Consider the following 17880-nt stretch of genomic DNA (forward strand, 5'->3'; position numbering starts at 1 on the left):
CGCGCTTGCCTGTTCTTCCGGCAAAAACCCGCTTTTCGCGAATCTGCAGAGCTGTCATACGCTCGGCCGCCGCGTTGTTTTGCCCTTCGGGCACGGTGCCAAGCCTGGACAGCCCTTTTTTGAGGTTCACGTCTTCAAAAGAGCGTGAAAAAAACGGGTTTTCACAACTTCACAAGAGTGTGGCGAGCAAATGAATAGTTTTGCGTCTGAACATGCACCATTAGCGTCTGAAACAGCCCAACGACACAGGACCGGGTACACCTCGAACATCGGAGCCTGAAGCCTGTCCGCTACGGATTTGGTTGCACAAAAACGGATGTCTCGACCATAAGTCGAATTGCCAGCCACGTGCTGAAATGAGTTCATGGAGCTCTTGAAAGCCAGGCCGCACGCATCCGTCGAAGTTGCGAAAAATTGCGAAGATTCGGACATGGCGACCTGACCATGGATAGCTGGGACACCATTGATCTGTCCCGGAACGCCTGGCAGCCATGCCGACAATTTGGTGCTGCAGATTTTGGAGACGCGTTAAATGGCGCATAACGAAGCAGTCGACGTAGTTCTGGTTGGGGCCGGCATCATGAGTGCCACCCTGGCAGTACTGCTCAAAGAGCTCGACCCCGCGATCAAGCTGGAAGTCGTCGAGCTGATGGATTCCGGTGCGGCGGAGAGTTCCAACCCGTGGAACAACGCCGGTACCGGTCACGCCGGCCTGTGCGAGCTGAACTACACGCCGCAAGCCGCCGACGGCACCGTCGACATCAAGAAAGCCGTGCACATCAACACTCAGTTCGAGGTGTCGAAGCAGTTCTGGTCGTACCTGACCAAAAAAGGCACGTTCGGCTCGTGCAAATCCTTCATCAGCCCGGTGCCGCACCTGAGTTTTGTCCAGGGCGACAATGGTGTGTCCTTCCTCAAGTCCCGCTTCGACGTGCTGCACAAGCATCACGCGTTCGCCGACATGGAGTACACCGAAGACAAGGCCAAGATGGCCGAGTGGATGCCGCTGATGATGCCGGGCCGCTCACCGGACGAAGTCCTTGCCGCGACCCGCGTGATGAACGGCACCGACGTCAACTTCGGCGCCCTGACCAATCAGTTGCTCAAGCACCTGACCAGCGCACCCGACGCTCAAGTCAAATACTGCAAGCGCGTGACTGGCCTCAAGCGTAACGGCAGCGGCTGGACCGTCAGCATCAAGGACGTCAACAGCGGCAGCACTCGTGAAGTCGACGCCAAATTCGTCTTCCTCGGCGCGGGCGGCGCGGCACTGCCGTTGCTGCAGGCTTCGGGCATCGAGGAAAGCAAAGGCTTCGGCGGCTTCCCGATCAGCGGCCAGTGGCTGCGTTGCGACAACCCGGAAGTGGTCAAACAGCACCAGGCCAAGGTGTACAGCCAGGCCGCCGTGGGTTCGCCACCGATGTCGGTGCCGCACCTCGACACCCGCGTGGTCGACGGCAAGAAATCCCTGCTGTTCGGGCCATACGCCGGTTTCACCACCAAGTTCCTCAAGCACGGCTCCTTCATGGACCTGCCGCTGTCGGTTCGCGCCGGCAACATCGGGCCGATGCTGGCGGTGGCGAAAAACAACATGGACCTGACCAAGTACCTGGTCAGCGAAGTGATGCAATCGATGGAACAGCGTCTGGATTCCCTGCGCCGTTTCTACCCCGAGGCGAAAGCCGAAGACTGGCGCCTGGAAGTGGCCGGCCAACGCGTGCAGATCATCAAGAAAGACCCGAAAAAGGGCGGCATCCTGCAGTTCGGTACCGAACTGGTTTCGGCCAAGGACGGTTCCCTCGCCGCCCTGCTCGGTGCTTCGCCAGGCGCATCGGTAACCGTTTCGATCATGCTGGAACTGATCGAGAAGTGCTTCCCGGCCAAGGCCAAGGGTGAGTGGGCTGGCAAACTGGCCGAGATCTTCCCGGCCCGTGAAAAGGTGCTGGAAACCGATGCTGCGCTGTATCGCAAGATCAACACGCAGAACAACATCGCGCTGGAGCTGGTTGAAGAAAGCAGCGAGACCCCAAGCTACGCTTGATCTTGCGGCATAAAAAACGCCCCGTACTCACTGAGTGCGGGGCGTTTTTTTATGCTTGGGAAAAGTCTCAGGTGCGGGACTTTTCGATCAGCTCGATGTATTCCGGGGCGTTGCGCTGATCGGCGATCAGGTCAACGAAGGTCTTGCCCTGCTCGTCCTTGCCATCAACGTCATAACCCGCCGCGACGAAGAAGCCCAGAAAGCGCTCGAAGTCGTCGATACGCAGACCACGGTAAGCCTTGATCAGTTTGTGCAGCGACGGCGAGGTGGCGTCGACCGGCTCAAAATCGAGGAACAGCTTGATCTGCTCATCGCCGATCTCGTCACCAATCACTTGTTTCTTATCTTTACGCATTGCCGACTCCAGCTCGCAGACATGACACGGGGCGGGCAGTTTACCCCTGCGCAGGCTCAGGGCTCAACGCGATCGCACCGCCCCGGTGTGTAAATCGGCCCAGATGTGGCCGTTGGCATAACTGAGGAACTGCACATACACGGTGTCGTTACGCAGCAGATCGATGATCACGCGGTATTGCGCCTGTGGATAAAACAACGTCAGGGTTTTGCTCTTGTCGTCATACAGCGGTTTTTTCAGGCTTTTGCTTTCGCCGTCGAAATTGACCAACACCTGGGTGATGCTCGCGCCCTTGTTCAGGGACTTGCCCTTGAGGCGAATCATCAGCGGTGAGGTGACCGGGATCGGCTGCTGATTGGACTGGCGTTGTGCGCCGACCACCACGGAGTAATCGCTGACCTGCATGAGTTGCTGCTGCTCGGGCTCGGCATCGCGCACGGTCAGATCGTCCGGCGGCAGGAACTGGCTGTGCATCGGCGCGGCGGACAGCGGCAGGCTGAGGGCCAGCAACAGGGCGGCAAAGCTGCGGATCAAGAGGCGCATGACAGGCTCCGGGGACGGGGCCGAGCACTCTAGCATGGGTATCGCGGATGGATCAGCACACACAAAACAACTGTGGGAGCGAGCTTGCTCGCGAAGGCGGACTGACATTCAAAACAGATGTCGACTGATACACCGCTTTCGCGAGCAAGCTCGCTCCCACATTTAGATCGAGGCGCGGATTACATGCCTTTTACGGCAAAGATCCCGTTGGCGTTGCGCCAGTAGCCTTTGTAGTCCATGCCGTAACCGAAGATGTAGCGATCGATGCACGGCAGGCCGACGAAATCGGCTTTCAGGTCAGGACGCGCCTTGCGGTCGTGATCCTTGTCGATCAACACAGCGGTGTGCACTTTGCGCGCGCCGGCGTGTTTGCAGAAGTCGATGATCGCGCCCAGGGTGTGACCTTCATCGAGGATGTCGTCGATGATCAGCACGTCACGGTCGATGAACGAGACTTCCGGCTTGGCTTTCCAGAACAGGTCGCCGCCGCTGGTTTCGTTGCGATAACGGGTCGCGTGCAGGTAGGACGCTTCCAGCGGGAATTGCAGATGTGTCAGCAGTTTGCCGGAGAAGATCAGGCCGCCGTTCATCACGCAGAACACCACCGGGTTGCTGTCAGCCAGTTGTTCGTTGATTTGTGCACCGACGCGGGCGATGGCGGCCTCGACTTCAGACTCGGTGTACAGGCAGTCAGCCTCTCGCATGATTTGACGGATATGCTCGAGATCAGCGGACATGGCGCTCTCCGGGGGGTGGTTGGCGGGGGGTATAACCGCGAAAAGCGGGCAAAGGTACGCATCTAGCGCGGTCGAATCAAGCCTTAATGGACTAACGTACAGAATGTCCTATAGGACATCACCCTCGGATAGATTAATCTAGGCCGGTTTTTTTGCCCGCCGCCGGAGTTTTTCCATGCCCATCCTCGAGATCCGCCATCCGCTGATCCGTCATAAACTCGGCCTGATGCGCCGCGCCGATATCAGCACCAAGAATTTCCGTGAGCTCGCTCAGGAAGTCGGCGCCCTGTTGACCTATGAAGCTACAAAAGATTTGCCGCTGGAGTCCTACGATATTGCAGGCTGGTGCGGCACTGTGTCGGTCGAGAAAATCGCCGGCAAGAAGATCACCGTCGTGCCGATTCTGCGCGCCGGTATCGGCATGCTTGAAGGCGTGCTGAGCCTGATCCCGGGCGCCAAGGTTTCCGCTGTGGGTGTCGCCCGTAACGAAGAAACCCTGCAAGCGCACACCTATCTGGAAAAGCTGGTTCCGGAAATCGACGAACGGTTGGCGATGATCATCGACCCGATGCTCGCTACCGGCAGCTCGATGGTTGCGACCATTGATCTGTTGAAAAAAGCTGGCTGCAAAGACATCCGTGCGATGGTGCTGGTTGCCGCGCCGGAAGGCATTGCAGCAGTAGAAAAAGCTCACCCGGACGTGACCATCTACACCGCGTCCATCGATGAGCGCTTGAACGAGCACGGTTACATCATCCCTGGACTTGGCGACGCCGGTGACAAAATCTTCGGCACCAAGCAGAAGGACGCGTAACCATGCAGCAAGAGTTCAACGATCCGCTCTGGCGCACGGTGCTGTCCGGCGCCCAGATGCTGTTCGTGGCTTTCGGCGCCCTGGTGCTGATGCCGCTGATCACGGGCCTGGACCCGAACGTGGCACTGTTTACCGCAGGTCTTGGGACGATCCTGTTCCAGATCGTCACCGGGCGTCAGGTGCCGGTGTTCCTCGCGTCGAGCTTCGCTTTCATCACCCCGATCATTCTCGCCAAGGGCCAGTTCGGCCTCGCCGCGACCATGGGCGGCGTGATGGCGGCCGGTTTCGTCTACACCTTCCTCGGCCTTGCCGTGAAGATCAAAGGCACCGGTTTTATCGACCGTTTGCTGCCACCGGTGGTGATTGGTCCGGTGATCATTTCCATCGGCCTGGCCATGGCGCCGATTGCCGCGAACATGGCGATGGGCAAGGCTGGTGACGGTTCTGAACTGATCCATTACCAGACCGCGATGATGATCTCGATGCCAGCATTACTGACCACGCTGATCGTGGCAGTGTTCGGCAAAGGCATCTTCCGTCTGGTGCCGATCATTTCCGGCGTACTGGTCGGTTTTGCCATGGCGTTCTATTTCGGCGTGGTCGACACGGCGAAGATTGCCGCAGCGCCTTGGTTCGCGATTCCGCACTTCACCGCGCCGGAGTTCAACTGGCAGGCGATCCTGTTCATCGTTCCGGTGGCATTGGCCCCGGCCATCGAGCACATCGGCGGCGTGATTGCCGTGGGTAGCGTGACCGGTCGTGACTACCTGAAGAAGCCGGGCCTGCATCGCACCTTGCTCGGTGACGGCATTGCCACCACCGCAGCCGGTCTGTTTGGCGGCCCGCCAAACACCACTTACGCCGAAGTAACCGGCGCAGTGATGCTGACCAAGAACTACAACCCGAAAATCATGACCTGGGCGGCGGTTTTTGCCATCACCCTGGCGTTCATCGGCAAGTTCGGCGCGCTGCTGCAAAGCATTCCGGTGCCGGTGATGGGCGGGATTCTGTGCTTGCTGTTCGGCTCGATCGCGGCGGTGGGGATGAACACTCTGATCCGTCACAAGATCGATCTGGGCGAAGCACGCAATCTGGTGATCGTGTCAGTAACGTTGGTGTTCGGGATTGGCGGTGTGCTGGTCGGCACCGGGACTGGCCCGGATGATTTCGGCCTCAAAGGCATCGCGCTGTGCGCGGTGGTGGCGATTGCGCTGAACCTGATTCTGCCGGGCAATGATGGCTGGAAGAACAAGAAGGCGGATGAGCCGCTGATCTAAAGCCTTAGATCTGATCGTTCCCACGCTCTGCGTGGGAATGCAGCCCGTGACGCTCCGCGTCACTGGACGCGGAGCGTCCCTAGAGGCATTCCCACGCGGAGCGTGGGAACGATCATGTGGGAGCGGGCTTGCTCGCGAAGCTTCTGGCTTTTAAAGGGCCAACGGTGCTCTTTCACAGAGGGTCGCCAACGCCTTCGCCCATTGCCGGTCGTCATTCAGGCACGGCACCAGCACCAATTCCTCGCCCCCCGCTTCGCGGAATTGCTCATTACCGCGATCACCAATCTCCTCCAGCGTCTCGATGCAGTCGGCAACAAACGCCGGGCACATCACCAGAATCTTCTTCACACCGCTTTTCGCCAGCTCATCCAGCCGCGCCTCGGTGTAGGGCTCGATCCACTTCGCTCGGCCCAGCCGCGACTGAAACGACACCGACCATTTGCCGTCCGGCAGGCCCATGCGCTCGGCGAACAGCGCTGCCGTGCGCAGGCATTGCGCGCGATAACAGGTGGCCAATACCGCAGGCGAAGCGTTCTTGCAGCACTCTTCATTCTTGAAGCAATGATTGCCGCTCGGGTCGAGTTTGGTCAGATGCCGCTCGGGCAAACCGTGGAAACTCAACAGCAAATGATCGTAATCCTGCTGCAGATGCGGTCGGGCACTTTCAACCAGCGCGTCGAGGTATTCCGGCTGATCGTAAAACGGTTGCAGCACCGACAGTTGCACGTCGAGTTTCTTCTGCCGAATCACCCGCCGGGCTTCCTCAATCACCGTGGTCGTGGTGCTGTCGGCGAACTGCGGATACAGCGGCGCCAGCGTGATGCGTTTGTGCCCCGCCGCCGCCAGCTTCAGCAAGCAGGTTTCGATTGACGGCTCGCCGTAACGCATCGCCAGTTCCACCGGGCCGTGGGTCCACTGTGTGCTCATCTGCTGTTGCAGGCGACGGCTGAGCACCACCAGGGGCGAACCTTCATCCCACCAGATCGACGCGTAGGCGTGGGCCGACTGCTCCGGGCGCTTGATCAGGATCAGCGACACCAACAGACGCCGTACCGGCCATGGCAGGTCGATCACATACGGGTCCATCAGGAATTGATTGAGGTAGCTGCGCACATCGGCCACTGAGGTTGAGGCCGGGGAACCCAGGTTGACCAGAAGCAAGGCGTGATCGGTCATGCAACGTCCTATTTCAGAGGCGGCTGGAGAGGTCATCCAGAGCCGCGCGTAAATCCGTGAACTGGAAGGTGAAGCCCGCTTCCAGCAAGCGTGCCGGCGTAGCCTTTTGGCCGCCGAGCAACAACAGAGACATCTCGCCGAGGCCGACCTTCAGCGCCAGAGTCGGCATCGGCATGAACGCCGGGCGGTGCAACACGCTGCCCAGCGTCTTGGCAAATTCGCGATTGCGCACCGGTTGCGGCGCGCACGCATTATAAGGACCACTGGCCTGATCCCGGTGCAGAAGAAAATCAATCAGAGCGATTTGGTCGTTGATATGAATCCACGGCATCCACTGCCGGCCATTGCCCAAAGGCCCGCCGAGCCCAAGTTTGAACGGCAGCAACAACCGCGACAAAAAGCCGCCCTCGGCCGACAGCACCAGACCGGTTCGCACCAGCACCACACGAATGCCCTGCGCTTCGGCGCGCAGTGCGGTCTCTTCCCAGGCGATGCACAACTGACTGGCGAAGTCGTCGATTACCGGCGGCGATTCTTCCGTCAGTTCACGCTCGCCACCATCGCCGTACCAACCAATCGCCGAACCGGAGATCAACAGCGACGGTTTTTGCGCGCGAGTTTCGAGCCACGCCAACAGCGTTTCCGTGAGCTTGATGCGACTGCTCCACAGCACCGCCTTGCGCCGATGGGTCCATGGCCGATCGGCAATCGGCGCGCCGGCCAGATTGATGATCGCGTCGACAGGCTCCTCGCCGATCTCTTCCAGACGCGCAACCGCACGCACCTGCGCACCGCAAATCTTCGCGACTTTTTCCGGCTTGCGACTCCATACCGTCAGCCGATGGCCTTGCCCGGACCAGTGCCGGCAGAGCTGACGTCCGATCAAACCAGTACCGCCGGTCAGCAATATGTGCATGACATCTTCCTCGCGTGGCGTTTTACCCGGATCACTAGTCTATTTTTATAAACAGGGATCTTTTCGAACGGGCAGGCTCTATTGTTTAACCATAGGCCAAGCTGTCAGAACGAGAACGCTAGAAGTTATACCAAAAAACAAAATTGTACAGGTTTCAACCACGGCGTAGTCTGTACAGAAAGGTAAACGAGGCCCCTATGACTGTACCTATCGCAATCATCGGCACCGGCATCGCCGGACTCTCCGCCGCCCAGGCTCTGACAGAGACCGGGCACACCGTCCAACTGTTCGACAAAAGCCGCGGCAGCGGCGGACGCATGTCGAGCAAGCGCAGCGACGCCGGTTCGCTGGACATGGGCGCGCAATATTTCACCGCCCGCGATCGGCGCTTCGTCACTGAAGTGCAGCGATGGCAAAGCCAGGGCTGGGTCGCCGAGTGGACGCCGCAGCTCTACACCTGCCAGGGCGGGCAACTCAACCTGTCGCCCGACGAGCAGACCCGCTGGGTCGGTTCACCGCGCATGAGCGCGATCACCCGCGGCTTGCTCGATGGCCTGGAAGTGCACTTCGCCTGCCGCATCACTGAAGTTTTTCGCGGTGAAGAGCACTGGCACCTGCAGGACGCCGAAGGCTTCACCCACGGCCCCTTCAGCCACGTGGTGATCGCCACGCCGGCACCGCAAGCCACCGCATTGCTGGCCGCCGCACCCAAACTTGCCGGTGCCGCCGCCGGGGTAAAAATGGACCCGACCTGGGCTGTCGCCCTCGCCTTCGAAACCCCGCTGGATACGCCCATCGAAGGTTGCTTCGTACAAGACAGCCCGCTGGACTGGCTGGCGCGCAACCGCAGCAAACCCGGGCGCGATAACACCCTCGACACTTGGGTGCTGCACGCGACCAGCGCATGGAGTCGGCAACACATCGACCTGTCCAAGGAAGCGGTGATCGAGCATCTGCACGGTGCATTCGCCGAATTGCTGCACAGCGCGATGCCGGCGCCGAGCTTCAGCCTCGCCCATCGCTGGCTTTACGCACGTCCTGCGACAGGTCATGAATGGGGCACCTTGGCCGACGCCGATCTGGGCCTGTATGCCTGCGGCGACTGGTGCCTTTCCGGCCGCGTCGAAGGAGCCTGGCTGAGCGGTCAGGAGGCTGCACGTCGCTTGCATGAGCACCTGCAGTGAAGCGCATCAATCCGCAAAAATTGCTGCTGTCGAAATGGACAGCAGCACACCCGCAGAATCGTGAGAAACATTTTCTGGTGACCGAGTTGTTTCGTGATGAGGAAGGCACGGTGCTGGAAATCGAGTTGCAGGCGGTGTTGACCAAGCGTGCCGAACGATTCGATTGGCAGACGCTACAAAACAACGCTGAATGGCTGCAAGGCTGGAGGTAAATACCCTCCCCTGTGGGAGCGAGCTTGCTCGCGAAGGCGGTGAATCAGCCAATGCATCTGTTGAAAGTCAATCCGCTTTCGCGAGCAAGCTCGCTCCCACAGTAAACTGCGCTCAATCCGAAAAAAGTTATACAAATGATTTGACTTGTACACCCATGAATCTATGCTGAAGAAAGTTGTACAGAGATAAACCTCTGTATAGGTATAGATTCGAGGTGCCCATGTCCGATCCTTGCGTAGCCAAACCAAAAATCGCTATCAGCGCCTGCCTGATGGGTGCCGAGGTGCGCTACAACGGCGGGCACAAGGAATCGCGACTGTGCAGCCGCACACTCTCTGAATATTTCGATTTTTCCCCGGTGTGCCCGGAAGTCGCCATCGGCATGGGTATTCCGCGCGAGCCGATCCGGCTGGTCGGCGACCCGCAGCGTCCCGAGGCTATCGGCACCGTCAACCCCGCGATCAACGTCACCGAAGCATTGGCCGAATACGGCGAGCAAATGGCCGCCGAACTCAATGACATCTGCGGCTACATCTTCATGCAGCAGTCGCCGTCCTGCGGGCTGGAACGGGTCAAGGTCTATCACGCCAACGGCGCACCGGTGAATGGCGGCGGACGCGGCATCTACGCCCAGGCCTTCTGCGCACGACACCCGAACCTGCCGGTGGAAGAAGCCGGGCGCCTCAACGATCCGGTACTGCGCGAAAACTTCATCACCCGCGTCTTCGCCTACAGCGCCTGGCAGCAATTGCTCGCGCAAGGCCTCAGCCGTCGGGCCCTGACCGAATTCCACTCGCGCTACAAATACCTGCTGATGGCGCACAACCCTGTGCAGTACAAAACCCTCGGCAAGCTGCTCGGCAACATGGCCCACAGCGACCCTGGCGAAGTTGGCCCGCGCTACTTCAGTGAGCTGATGCAGGCGCTGAAAAAATGCGCCACGCGCGGCACCCACAGCAACGTTCTGCAGCACATCAGCGGTTACCTGAAACAAGCGATCAGCGCCGAAGACAAACAGGAAATGGTCCACGTCATCGGCCAGTACCGCCAAGGCATCGTGCCGCTGGTGGTGCCGCTGACGCTGCTCAAACATCACTTTCGCCAACACCCCGATCCGTACATCGCGCAACAGGTTTACCTGCAACCGCATCCGGAAAACCTCAGCCTGCGAAACGCCATCTGATGAACGACAAACCCGACAGCAGCGCCCAGGAAGACCTCGGCGCTGACTTCAAGAAAGCCCTCGACGAAGGCTGGCTGCCGATCCGCGAAGTGGCGCGGCAGACCGGCGTCAACGCGATCACCCTGCGCGCGTGGGAACGCCGCTACGGCCTGATCGTGCCGCAACGCACGCCCAAGGGTCATCGTCTGTACAGCGCCGAGCATGTCCAGCGAATTCTGCACATCCTCACCTGGCTGAACCGGGGCGTTGCCGTGAGTCAGGTCAAGCCGCTGCTCGACACCGCGCAAACGGTCCACGAAGTAGTGGAAAACGATTGGCACCTGCTGCGCCAGACCTTGTTGACCGCGGTCAGCCAACTCAACGAACGCAACCTCGATGACAGCGTCAATCAGGCGATGGCGCTCTATCCGCCGCGCACGTTGTGCGAACAATTGCTGCTGCCGCTGCTGGCCGAACTCGAACAACGCTGGCAGGGCCAGTTCGGCGCGCAGATGGAGCGGGTGTTCTTTTTTTCCTGGCTGCGCAGCAAATTCGGCGCACGCATCTACCATAACAATCGTCAGTTACACACCGCGCCCTTGCTGTTGATCAACCATTCCGACCTGACACTGGAACCTCACCTGTGGCTATGCGCGTGGCTGATCAGCAGCGCCGATTGCCCGGTGCAGGTGTTTGACTGGCCGTTACCGCCAGGAGAACTGGCCCTGGCGGTTGAACATCTGCAAGCCCGTGGCGTACTGCTGTATTCCAGCAAAGCCATGCAAATTGCGCAGTTGCCGAAGCTATTGAGCGGCATCAGTTGTACAAAAATGATTGTCGGACCAACGGTATGCATCCACCACGCCGAGTTGTCCGTAAGAACTGCCGAGATGACCGATTTGTACCTGGCTGAAGACGCGCTATCTGCGCATCAGGTACTGGTTCAGCGTGGGCTGATTTAATGAAGGATTTGATCTCATGCAATTGATCTGGCTGCGCAGCGACTTGCGCCAACATGACAACACCGCGCTCGCGGCCGCCGCAGCCCGCGGCCCGACGGTGGCGGTGTACCTGTTGAGCCCACAGCAGTGGCTGGAACATGACGATGCCGCGTGCAAGGTCGACTTCTGGTTACGCAATCTCAAAGAACTGAGCAAAAGCCTCGGCGAGCTGAATATCCCTTTGTTGATCCGCACCGCCAATCATTGGAATCAGGCTCCAGCGGAGCTGCTCAAGCTGTGCCGCGAACTGAAGATCGAAGCGGTTCACGTCAACGAAGAATACGGCGTCCATGAAAGCCGTCGCGATGCCGCCGTGGCGCAAACCCTGCAAGCTGAAGGCGTCGAGTTTCACAGCTACCTCGATCAACTGCTGTTCAAGCCCGGAACCGTGCTGACCAAAACTGACACCTACTTCAAGGTATTCAGCCAGTTCAGAAAAGTCTGCTACGAACGCCTGCACCGCTCCATGCCAGCGCTGGTCAAGGCGCCCGGCAAACAGGCGAAACTCAAGGTCGACAGCGACCCGATTCCCGACTCGGTCAAAGGCTTCGCCACTCCGAGCGAATCCCTGCAATCCCTGTGGCCGGCCGGTGAAAAAGAAGCACAACGCCGCCTCGAAACCTTCGCCGACGCGCAGATCGATTACTACCGAAGCGAGCGCGACTTCCCGGCCAAACCCGGCACCAGCCAGCTCTCGGCCTATCTGGCCGCCGGGGTGATCTCGCCACGCCAATGCCTGCACGCGGCCCTGCAAAGCAATCAGGGCGAATTCGAAAGCGGCAAGGTCGGCGCGGTCACCTGGATCAACGAACTGCTGTGGCGCGAGTTCTACAAACACATTCTGGTCGGCTATCCGCGGGTGTCGCGTCACCGCGCCTTTCGCCCGGAAACCGAAGCGCTGGCCTGGCGTGACGCACCGGACGAGCTCGCCGCCTGGCAAGAGGCGCGCACCGGTTTGCCGATCATCGATGCCGCCATGCGCCAACTGCTCGAAACCGGCTGGATGCACAACCGTCTGCGCATGGTCGTGGCGATGTTCCTGACCAAAAACCTGCTGATCGACTGGCGCGAAGGCGAACGCTTTTTCATGCGCCATCTGATCGACGGCGATCTGGCGGCGAACAACGGTGGCTGGCAATGGAGCTCCTCGACCGGCACCGACTCCGCGCCGTACTTCCGCATTTTCAATCCGCTGAGCCAGTCGGAAAAATTCGACAGCGAAGGCCTGTTCATCAAGCACTGGCTGCCGGAACTCGCCGGGCTGAACAAAAAGGAAATCCACAACCCGGCCAACCTCGGCGGGCTGTTTGGCGTTGCCGATTATCCGTCGCCCATCGTCAATCTCAGTGCCTCCCGCGAGCGCGCTTTGGCCGCGTTCAAGAACCTGCCTTCGCGTGCCTCGACAGGAGGCGACGATGAGTGAATTCCTGCGCCGCTTCGCCCGACAATTCTGCGAGTTGAACAAAGACAACCTGCACCGCTTGGGCGAGCTGTACAGCGATGACATTCACTTCACCGACCCGTTGCACGAAGTGCAGGGGCTGGCGCAACTGCGCGACTATTTCCAGGCGCTGTACGCCAACGTCAGCGAGCTGCGTTTCGATTTTCATGGGTACGACCAGGTTGGCGAGGGCGAAGGTTACCTGCGCTGGGTCATGAGTTATCGCCATTCGCGACTGGCGGCTGGCCAGGTGATTCGCGTCAGCGGCTGTTCGCATCTGCTATGGCACGACAAGGTTTATCGCCACCGGGACTATTTCGATGCCGGGGCACTGTTGTATGAGCATTTACCCGTATTGGGCCGGGTTATCGCTTGGCTAAAAAGGAGAATGGGATGAGTCGTACACCTCCACGGCGCTATTGGTTGACCGGGGCCAGCAGTGGCATCGGCGCGGCACTGGCTGAAGAAATCCTCAAGACCGGTGCACATCTGGCCGTGAGTGCGCGTCAGCTGGCGCCACTCAAAGTCTTGTCGCTGCGTTACCCGGGCCAGGTATTGGTGGTGCCGGGGGATTTGACCAACAGCCAGACCGTCCGTGAAATCGGCGAGCAGATCAGCGAGGACTGGGGTTCGCTGGACTCGGTGATCCTCAACGCCGGCACCTGCGAATACGTCGATGCCAAGCAGTTCGATGCCTCGATCGTCGAACATGTGGTGCGCACCAACCTGCTCGCCAGCAGTTATTGCATCGAAGCCGCCCTGCCGTTGTTGCGCAAAGGCACCGCGCCGCATCTGGTCGGCGTGGCCAGTTCGGTGACGTATCTGCCGCTGCCCAGGGCGGAAGCTTATGGTGCGTCGAAGGCCGGGCTGCGCTATCTGTTCGAGTCACTGCGCATTGACCTGGCGGACGAAGGCATTGAAGTCACCGTGGTCAGCCCGGGCTTCGTCGAAACCCCGCTCACCGCAAAAAACGATTTCCCGATGCCACTGAGCTGGCCTGTGGATAAAGCCGCGCGGCACATCTTTGCCAAGCTCAAGGACCGGCCACTGGAAATCGCCTTCCCGGCACTGTTCATGGCCGCGCTGTGGCCGTTGTCGAAACTCCCGGCGCGGGCACAACTGGCGATTGGCAAGCGCATGGTGCGCAAACCACCACCGCTGCAGGATCCAGCATGAAAGTCGCCATCGTCGGCAGCGGGATTGCGGGGCTCACCTGCGCCTACCTGCTCAATCGTCGCCACGACGTCACGGTGTTCGAGGCCAGCGACTGGGTCGGTGGCCACACGCACACGGTCGAGGTGACGGTCGACGATCGCCAGTACGCGGTGGACACCGGGTTCATCGTGTTCAACGACTGGACCTATCCGAACTTCATTCGCCTGCTCGGTCAGCTCGGCGTGCCGTTCAAGGCCACCGAAATGAGTTTTTCGGTGACCGACCCGGACACCGGCCTGGAATACAACGGCAACAACCTCAACAGCCTGTTCGCCCAGCGCAGCAATGTGTTTTCGCCGGGGTTCTGGGGCATGTTGCGCGACATTCTGCGCTTCAACAAAGAAGCCCAGCGCGATCTCGCCGAACTGCGCATTTCCAGCGACATGACCCTCGACGATTACCTGAAAGCAGGCAACTACGGCGAGCGTTTCATCCTCCATTACATCGTGCCGATGGGCGCGGCGATCTGGTCGATGCCGATGGCCGAGATGCTCAATTTTCCGCTGCAGTTCTTCGTGCGTTTCTTCAAGAATCACGGGCTGCTGTCGGTCAGCAATCGTCCGCAATGGCGGGTTATCGAGGGCGGTTCCAGTGCTTACATCGCGCCGCTGACGGCCTCGTTCACAGAAAACATTCGCCTCAACTGCGCGGTGACCCGGGTTGATCGCGAAGATAACGGCGTGATTATCCACAGCCCGGCGGGCATCGAGCATTTCGACAAAGTGGTGTTCGCCTGCCACAGCGATCAGGCATTGCAACTGCTGGCGGTCCCGAGTGAGGCCGAGCTCGCGATCCTTGGCGCCCTGCCCTACGCCGACAACGAAGTGGTGCTGCACACCGACACGCGCCTGCTGCCCAGTCGCAAACTGGCCTGGGCGAGCTGGAACTATCGCCTCAGTGGCGCCGGCCATACCCACGCCGCCGTCACCTACGACATGAACATCCTGCAAGGCATTCAGAGCGACACCACGTTCTGCGTCAGCCTCAATCAGAGCGCCGGCATCAGCCCGGCCAAAGTGCTCGCCAAATACACTTACGCTCATCCGCAATACAGCCTCGCGGCCGTGGCGGCGCAGAATCGTTGGGCGGAACTGGATGGCGCCCAACACACGCATTTTTGCGGCGCCTACTGGGCCAACGGTTTTCATGAAGATGGCGTGGTCAGCGCGTTGCGCGTGGCTTCGGCGTTCGGGGAAACCTTATGAACAGCGCCCTTTATAGCGGCTGGATCGGCCATCGGCGTTTTTCGCCGCGCAAGCATGAATTCCGCTACAAGATCGGTTTGCTTTATCTCGACCTCAGCGAACAGGACGCCGTACTCGCGTTGTCGCCACTGGCAGGTCGCAGTCGCTTCGCGCCGTTCTCCTTTCGCGAGACCGACTACCTCAAATCCTTCACCCGGCGCGGCGTGCGTTTGATCGATGCAGTGCGCCAACAGGTCGGTGCCGCCATCGGCCACGAACCGCAAGGGTCGATCTGCCTGCTGACCCAGGCGCGCAGTTGGGGTTTGTCGTTCAATCCGGTGAGTTTCTTTTATTGTCATGAGGCCGATGGGCAATTGGCAGCGATTGTCTGTGAGGTCACCAATACCCCGTGGCGCGAGCGTTACCACTATGTGCTGCCGGCGCGCGCGCCCGTCAACGTGCGCGACTTTCATCAGCACTTCGCCGTGGCCAAGGCCTTTCACGTCTCGCCGTTTTTGCCACGCGATCTCGAATACCGCATGAGCTTCAGTCCCGCCGCGCAAAACCTTGGCGTGCACATGGCCGACTGGCAGGGCGAGGACAAACTGTTCGACGCCACCCTCAATCTGCAGCGCGAAGCCCTTGATCGCCAGAGCCTGCATCGGTACCTGCGCCGCTTTCCGTGGATGACCGCGAAAACCGCGTTGGCGATCTACTGGCAAGCACTGCGACTGTTGCTCAAACGTGCACCGATTTTTGCTCATCAGGCTGCCGACGGCAGCTTTCAAACCGCCACTGTGCCTCCCAAGGAGCACCGCCATGAAATCCTCTAGCCTGTCGGTCAGTCGGCTCAGCACTAACGGTTTGACCGGTTCGCTGCTGCGCCGTGGCGTATTGCGTCAATTGGGTCAGCTCAAACACGGGCAACTACTGGTGGTCGAGGATGGCGAACGTCTGATGTTCGGCACGCCGGGCAGCCCATTGCTCGGGGAAATTCATGTGGCCGATCCGGCCGTTTGGGGCATGGTCGCCGGTAATGGTTCGATCGGCGCTGGCGAAGCGTTTATTCACGGTTACTGGAGTTCGCCGGATCTGACAGCGGTGGTGCGCGTGTTCGTCAGCAATCTCGACGTGCTCGATGCGATGGAGGGCGGTCTGGCCCGGATCAGCCGGCCGTTGGTGCAAGGGCTGCACTGGCTTAATCGCAATACGCGCAAGGGGTCGCAGAAAAACATCGCCGCGCATTACGACCTCGGCAATGACCTGTTCGAACAGTTTCTCGACCCGACCATGATGTATTCGGCGGCGCAATTTCTGACCCCGGAAGACACGTTGGAGCAGGCGCAACTGAACAAACTGGAGCGTATCTGCCAGAAGCTCGCGCTCAAGCCCGACGACCATTTGCTCGAGATCGGCACCGGTTGGGGCAGCATGGCGCTCTACGCCGCACAAAATTACGGCTGCCGCGTGACCACCACGACCCTGTCCAAAGAGCAGTACGCGTTTACTGCGCAGCGCATTGAACAACTCGGTTTGCAGGATCAGGTCACGCTGTTGCTCAAGGACTACCGCGACCTCACCGGCGAATACGACAAACTGGTGTCGATCGAGATGATCGAAGCGGTCGGTCATCGCTTCCTGCCGACTTACTTCAAACAGTGCGCGCACCTGCTCAAGAGCAATGGCCTGATGCTGATTCAGGCGATCACCATCCGTGAGCAGCGCTACGAACAGGCCAAGCGCGGCGTCGATTTCATCCAGCGTTACATCTTCCCCGGCGGTGCCCTACCCTGCGTGCAAAAGATGCTCGAAGTGGTCGGCCGCGACACCGACATGAATCTGCTGCACATGGAAGATTTCGGCCTGCATTACGCAAAAACCCTGCGCCTATGGCACGAGAACTTCCGCCGCGCCCATGGCCGTTTGAGCGAGTTGGGTTATGACGATTATTTCCTGCGGCTGTGGGAGTTTTACCTGTGTTACTGCGAGGGCGGCTTCCTCGAACGCACCATCGGCACCGCGCAATTGTTGCTGGCCAAACCGGCCGCGATGACCGCGCCGTTGCTCGGCCGTTTCGATGCTTGAGCGTGTTGCCAATGCCGTGCTGTTCCAGCTCGGCTGGCTGACCTGCGTGCTCGGCGGCAACAGTTTGTGGCTGCTGGTGGCACTGGCGGTGCTGGTGATTCATCTGCGCTGGATCAGCAGTTGGGCGGCCGAAGGGCGTTTGGTGCTCAGCGTGGTGATTGTCGGCACGGCAGTGGACAGCGTTTTACGCGCGGCGGGCGTGTTCGAATTTCAGGACCCGTCACCGCTGATTCCGTTGTGGCTGATGCTGCTCTGGGCGTTGCTCGCGACCACCTTGCGTCATTGCCTGGCCTGGAGCGCGCGGCCCTGGTGGCTGGCGAGTGCACTCGGCGCTGTCGGCGGAGCGCTGTCGTACTACGGCGGCGGGCGTCTGGCCGGCGTGACCTTTCCCTACGGCGAGTTGCCGACCCTGGTGGGCATCGGCCTGCTCTGGGCGCTACTGTTTCCGTTGCTGCATGTGATGGCTCGGCGCTTAAGTCACTGAGCGTCTGTCAGACCTTTCACACACGCACCGGTCGCTGCCTTACACTGCCGCC

Annotated in this window: 19 protein-coding genes; 14 read left to right on the forward strand and 5 right to left on the reverse strand. The window is 60.0% G+C overall.

From position 1 onward, the window contains the following. Positions 1 to 532 precede the first annotated feature (532 nt). A complete protein-coding gene (gene mqo / locus WA225_RS27895) occupies positions 533 to 2041 on the forward strand; it encodes a malate dehydrogenase (quinone) (RefSeq protein ID WP_422610433.1) in 1509 nt (502 codons plus the stop codon). A gap of 67 nt (positions 2042 to 2108) precedes the next feature. Here the strand turns inward: mqo and WA225_RS27900 are convergent, their stop codons facing one another. From WA225_RS27900 to WA225_RS27910, 3 genes are all read right to left on the reverse strand, one after another. After that, a complete protein-coding gene (locus tag WA225_RS27900) occupies positions 2109 to 2396 on the reverse strand; it encodes a PA4642 family protein (protein WP_008086140.1) in 288 nt (95 codons plus the stop codon). A 63-nt stretch (positions 2397 to 2459) separates the two neighbouring features. Then, positions 2460 to 2939, reverse strand: a complete 480-nt coding sequence (locus WA225_RS27905; protein ID WP_422610434.1) for a hypothetical protein — start codon at positions 2937 to 2939, stop codon at positions 2460 to 2462. 179 nt (positions 2940 to 3118) lie between these two features. Continuing rightward, the gene (locus WA225_RS27910) at positions 3119 to 3676 is read right to left on the reverse strand and encodes a hypoxanthine-guanine phosphoribosyltransferase (RefSeq protein WP_016987197.1); all 558 of its coding nucleotides are present in this window, start codon (positions 3674 to 3676) and stop codon (positions 3119 to 3121) included. Positions 3677 to 3851: 175 nt separating this feature from the next. Here WA225_RS27910 and upp point away from each other — a divergent pair, with 175 nt between their 5' ends. Next, positions 3852 to 4490: a uracil phosphoribosyltransferase gene (gene upp / locus WA225_RS27915; RefSeq protein ID WP_007912842.1), complete on the forward strand. Its 639-nt coding sequence runs from the start codon at positions 3852 to 3854 to the stop codon at positions 4488 to 4490. Positions 4491 to 4492: 2 nt separating this feature from the next. Then, positions 4493 to 5767 (forward strand): uracil-xanthine permease family protein, encoded by a 1275-nt coding sequence (locus WA225_RS27920; RefSeq protein ID WP_422610435.1) that lies wholly within the window; start codon positions 4493 to 4495, stop codon positions 5765 to 5767. Positions 5768 to 5917: 150 nt separating this feature from the next. On the opposite strand, the gene hemH is transcribed toward WA225_RS27920, so the two are convergent. Next, on the reverse strand, positions 5918 to 6943 hold the full coding sequence (hemH, locus tag WA225_RS27925) for a ferrochelatase (RefSeq protein ID WP_422610436.1): 1026 nt from the start codon (positions 6941 to 6943) through the stop codon (positions 5918 to 5920). 13 nt (positions 6944 to 6956) lie between these two features. Then, positions 6957 to 7859 carry a TIGR01777 family oxidoreductase gene (locus WA225_RS27930; RefSeq protein ID WP_422610437.1) on the reverse strand — a complete coding sequence of 301 codons (903 nt, stop codon included), beginning with the start codon at positions 7857 to 7859 and terminating at the stop codon, positions 6957 to 6959. A gap of 197 nt (positions 7860 to 8056) precedes the next feature. Here WA225_RS27930 and WA225_RS27935 point away from each other — a divergent pair, with 197 nt between their 5' ends. The 11 genes from WA225_RS27935 (at position 8057) to WA225_RS27985 (ending at position 17828) form a co-directional block, all read left to right on the forward strand. Then, positions 8057 to 9043: an NAD(P)/FAD-dependent oxidoreductase gene (locus tag WA225_RS27935; RefSeq protein WP_422610438.1), complete on the forward strand. Its 987-nt coding sequence runs from the start codon at positions 8057 to 8059 to the stop codon at positions 9041 to 9043. Further along, complete coding sequence (locus WA225_RS27940; protein ID WP_422610439.1) at positions 9040 to 9255, forward strand: TIGR02450 family Trp-rich protein; 216 nt, start codon at positions 9040 to 9042, stop codon at positions 9253 to 9255. Before WA225_RS27935 ends, WA225_RS27940 begins: the two co-directional genes overlap by 4 nt. Positions 9256 to 9476: 221 nt before the next feature. Then, positions 9477 to 10439 (forward strand): YbgA family protein, encoded by a 963-nt coding sequence (locus WA225_RS27945; RefSeq protein WP_422610440.1) that lies wholly within the window; start codon positions 9477 to 9479, stop codon positions 10437 to 10439. Then, positions 10439 to 11380 carry a MerR family transcriptional regulator gene (locus WA225_RS27950; protein WP_422610441.1) on the forward strand — a complete coding sequence of 314 codons (942 nt, stop codon included), beginning with the start codon at positions 10439 to 10441 and terminating at the stop codon, positions 11378 to 11380. Before WA225_RS27945 ends, WA225_RS27950 begins: the two co-directional genes overlap by 1 nt. Positions 11381 to 11396: 16 nt before the next feature. Continuing rightward, positions 11397 to 12842, forward strand: coding sequence for a deoxyribodipyrimidine photo-lyase (gene phrB / locus WA225_RS27955; protein WP_422610442.1), 1446 nt, complete (start codon positions 11397 to 11399; stop codon positions 12840 to 12842). After that, entirely contained in the window at positions 12835 to 13257 is a 423-nt protein-coding gene (locus WA225_RS27960) for a nuclear transport factor 2 family protein (protein ID WP_422610443.1), read from the forward strand. Before phrB ends, WA225_RS27960 begins: the two co-directional genes overlap by 8 nt. Further along, positions 13254 to 14036, forward strand: a complete 783-nt coding sequence (locus tag WA225_RS27965) for an SDR family NAD(P)-dependent oxidoreductase (RefSeq protein WP_422610444.1) — start codon at positions 13254 to 13256, stop codon at positions 14034 to 14036. Before WA225_RS27960 ends, WA225_RS27965 begins: the two co-directional genes overlap by 4 nt. Beyond that, positions 14033 to 15280, forward strand: a complete 1248-nt coding sequence (locus WA225_RS27970; protein WP_422610445.1) for an NAD(P)/FAD-dependent oxidoreductase — start codon at positions 14033 to 14035, stop codon at positions 15278 to 15280. The genes WA225_RS27965 and WA225_RS27970 overlap by 4 nt, the downstream gene beginning before the upstream one ends. Then, positions 15277 to 16092, forward strand: a complete 816-nt coding sequence (locus tag WA225_RS27975) for a DUF1365 domain-containing protein (RefSeq protein WP_422610446.1) — start codon at positions 15277 to 15279, stop codon at positions 16090 to 16092. Before WA225_RS27970 ends, WA225_RS27975 begins: the two co-directional genes overlap by 4 nt. Further along, positions 16079 to 17344, forward strand: a complete 1266-nt coding sequence (locus WA225_RS27980; RefSeq protein WP_422610447.1) for a class I SAM-dependent methyltransferase — start codon at positions 16079 to 16081, stop codon at positions 17342 to 17344. Before WA225_RS27975 ends, WA225_RS27980 begins: the two co-directional genes overlap by 14 nt. Further along, the gene (locus WA225_RS27985; protein ID WP_422610448.1) at positions 17337 to 17828 is read left to right on the forward strand and encodes a DUF2878 domain-containing protein; all 492 of its coding nucleotides are present in this window, start codon (positions 17337 to 17339) and stop codon (positions 17826 to 17828) included. Before WA225_RS27980 ends, WA225_RS27985 begins: the two co-directional genes overlap by 8 nt. Positions 17829 to 17880: the final 52 nt, after the last annotated feature.

Origin of the sequence: Pseudomonas sp. (assembly GCF_049300855.1) — a bacterium.
Classification (GTDB): Bacteria; Pseudomonadota; Gammaproteobacteria; order Pseudomonadales; family Pseudomonadaceae; genus Aquipseudomonas.